This window comes from Siphonobacter sp. BAB-5405, from assembly GCF_002872335.1.
Lineage (GTDB): Bacteria > Bacteroidota > Bacteroidia > Cytophagales > Spirosomataceae > Siphonobacter.
In genome coordinates this window covers 1-2,487 of record NZ_NJAG01000126.1, presented here as the reverse complement: position 1 = coordinate 2,487, position 2,487 = coordinate 1, and the positions used below count along the sequence as shown (strand labels likewise).

At 48.6% G+C, this 2,487-nt stretch carries 2 protein-coding genes; one reads left to right on the top strand and one right to left on the bottom strand.

Annotated features, from left to right (window positions below; genetic code table 11):
• Positions 1–1,828 (bottom strand): TonB-dependent receptor (locus BWI97_RS26395; protein WP_158242870.1); only part of this gene is annotated, 1,828 nt, incomplete at its 3' end.
• Between the two features lie 227 nt (positions 1,829–2,055).
• Here BWI97_RS26395 and BWI97_RS26385 point away from each other — a divergent pair.
• Positions 2,056–2,487: hypothetical protein (locus tag BWI97_RS26385; protein ID WP_146011070.1), on the top strand; the 432-nt coding region annotated here is incomplete at its 3' end.

Here is a 2,487-nt window from a genome sequence, read left to right as displayed (position 1 = left end):
TGGATTTACTGACTTGCCGGAGCGGATCATACGTGAATACGTCCAGGGTCGCATCCTTTAAATAAATATAATTGACCGTTAAAAGTCGGGTGTTGTTTACTACATAGTTGAATTCTGCGATTTGAGCTAAAGCAGGTTTCAAGGCGGGATTTCCGGCTTGAAGGGTATAAGAATCGGTGTAGTAGGAGAAGGGATTTAGATTCGTATAAACTGGTCGGATGATACTCTTTCGATAGGAAAAGGTAAGCTGATGGGTTCCTGGCCGGACCATCAGAGAAGCGGATGGGAATAAGTATCCATACTGGCGATGAACGAGTTGACGCGTGTCGTCAAAGCCCTGGGTGTGCTCATACCGAACACCCACCTTTAGATCCAGAGGCCCGAATGGTTTCTGAAGGGATACATAGAAGGCTTGAATGTGTTCCCGATACGTAAAGGCATTGGCATATCCAACGATAGGTCGCTGATCGGATCCTAACAGGGAATCCTGGTTAACGACGTTTGTATTGGTAACCTGGCCAGTCTTTACTCCCGATTCTAACGTGGCAAAGGCCGTTTTTTTGATCCAGTCTGCTTTAAAAGCGTAAAGGGTGGAGGAACGAAGCAGATTCTGCCTGGAATCAAAACGAAACTCAGGTGCAGAGCCCATGGTGTAGAAATTGCTAAACCAGTCCTTCTGATCTGATTTGATGTGGTAGTAGTCGCCGTCAAGGGTGAGGGTGGAACCCAGCGTATCCAGCGTTCGCTTATAAAATGCATGGAGAGCCCCACTCTGAGCCTGAGACTGATGGTTATCTTGCCGGTTTACATATACTGGGTTTATGGGCCCTTCTTGCGATAGCTGACTCTCCGTTTGTCGCGTAGTCCACTGTTGCATGAGCTTACCATCCAGGCCTAAGACTTCGTGCGGAGAGCGTTGATAACTCAGACCCATGAGGCTTGAAAAACCCTTGGGCCGGGTGAGTTGCTGACTTATCTGATCCATGCGATGGTTCTGGGTTTGTCGGTTCGTCGTTTCTATCTCGAAAGAAGGACTATAATCCGCTCCCCATTGACCATATCCCTGCCATCGGCCTTTCCGGATCGTAGTCATGGTAGATAGCCCGGATCGGGTTCTGGCCAGTGGTGTGATGGAAAGCGAGGTGTTTACGGAATAGCCATCTTCACTACGCTGGTTGAGGTGAATGTCTATCACCCCTCCCGAGCCCGCTGCATCGTAGGATGACGGTGGCGTGGGCAAAAAGTCAATGGATGCAATGTCACCCGCCGGTAAGCTTTTTAGATAGCTCAGCAGGGCACTTCCCGCCAGGTAGCTTTGCTTCCCATTGATATAGACTAGGACATTCATTTTTCCCTGTAAACTTAAGTCACCCGATTGTTCCAGCTTGACGCCCGGAATGCGTTGCAAAAGATCAAGAGCCTGATCGCCCCGGGTATGCATGGCCTGAACGTCCACCCGGAACCGATCGGACTCATAATAAATCACCGGCTTTTTGGTCCGGATTACTACTTCATTCAAGGTCTGTGAGTAAGCCAGTAAACTCAGCTTTCCTAAATCCATTCGCGAAGAGTAACAACGGATTGAATCCGTAACCAGGGTTTGATAGCCTACATGCGACAGGCTTAGTCGGTAAAGTCCTTCGTTTATTTTCTCGAAGGAAAATCGCCCGTCACTCTGCGAAACGGCATCGTGGGAACGAACAGGGCTGGAATAAGACTCCAGAATCACCTGTACCCCTGCCAACGGCTGGCTGTCCGTGGAACTTCTGACTTGACCACTCAGGGCGAAAGACTGGCTATAGGCAGCATTCAAAGGAAATAGAGTCAAATTGCTTAACAGGGTAAGACAATAGAGAGAGAAAATGAATCGGGGCATAACCGGTAGGAGGGGAGGTGTACGGAGAGCAAAGATTCCATGGCCCTCGAACCGATCCTAGTTTATTATCCCGATGCCCTGAACCGGTATGTGAAAGCGGGTAAACAGCATTTACATAATAGATCAGGCCACTAACATAATGTTCAGCCATTCGCTGGATTAAGCTGTATTTTTGAAGGATGAAGCGAAGTCAGTTGCCCTTGATTTTTGTGCTGGTCTGGTTTATATCTACCCTGTATTTACTAACCGGGGCTATTGTATTTAACCGGGTATCCCTGCAAAGCATCCTGCTGATTGTAAGCTCACAGCTACTGCAAATGGGCGTGATTCTGGCCAGTGCTCTCTACATCTTTCCCCGGTACTTGAAGGGGCAAACGCTGGGTAAGCTATTCGGAAGCATTGGGGCTGTTCTGACCGGATTTGTCCTGACCCGCTATGGGCTGGAAGAAATCCTGCTTGTTGACTGGCTGGGTCTGTCCACCCGGGAACGAATCGATTTACCYTTTTCATCTATGAAACATGTATTACTCGTTCCCGGGCGTGTTTATTGGCTTTATCATTTATCTGTTAACCAGATCGTACGCGACCCAGACTCACAATCAGCAGTTAGC